This is a genomic window from Bacillus sp. mrc49 (assembly GCF_002803435.1).
Window position 1 is genome coordinate 1 of the sequence record NZ_PHNG01000009.1, and the last position, 448, is coordinate 448.

Below are 448 nucleotides of genomic sequence, written 5' to 3' on the forward strand. Positions count from 1 at the left end.
GGTTGTTGCCTTCACGCTCGAAGATCGGGTGAGCCTTCACCTGAACCTGAACGTACAGATCGCCAGCCGGTGCGCCGTGTTCGCCTGCTTCACCTTCACCCGCAAGGCGGATGCGGTCACCGGTATCCACGCCGGCCGGGATTTTCACCGACAGCGTTTTGGCTTTCTCTACCCGGCCGTGGCCGTGGCAGCTGTTGCAAGGGTCTTTGATGATCTGACCGCGGCCATGACAGTGCGGACAGGCCTGCTGCACGGTAAAGAAGCCCTGGCGCATCTGCACCTGGCCCTGACCGTGACAGGTTGGACAGGTCACCGGCGAGCTGCCTGGCTTCGCGCCGCTGCCGTGGCAAACGCCACACTCTTCCAGCGTCGGGATGCGGATCTCTTTGGTCACGCCACGAACCGCTTCCTCGAGGGACAGCTCCATGTTGTAGCGCAGATCGGAACC

General features: G+C 62.7%; 1 protein-coding gene. It reads right to left on the reverse strand.

Going from position 1 to position 448, the window contains the following annotated elements:
• Positions 1 to 448: DnaJ C-terminal domain-containing protein (locus CVN76_RS00165; RefSeq protein ID WP_332850574.1), on the reverse strand; the 448-nt coding region annotated here is incomplete at both ends.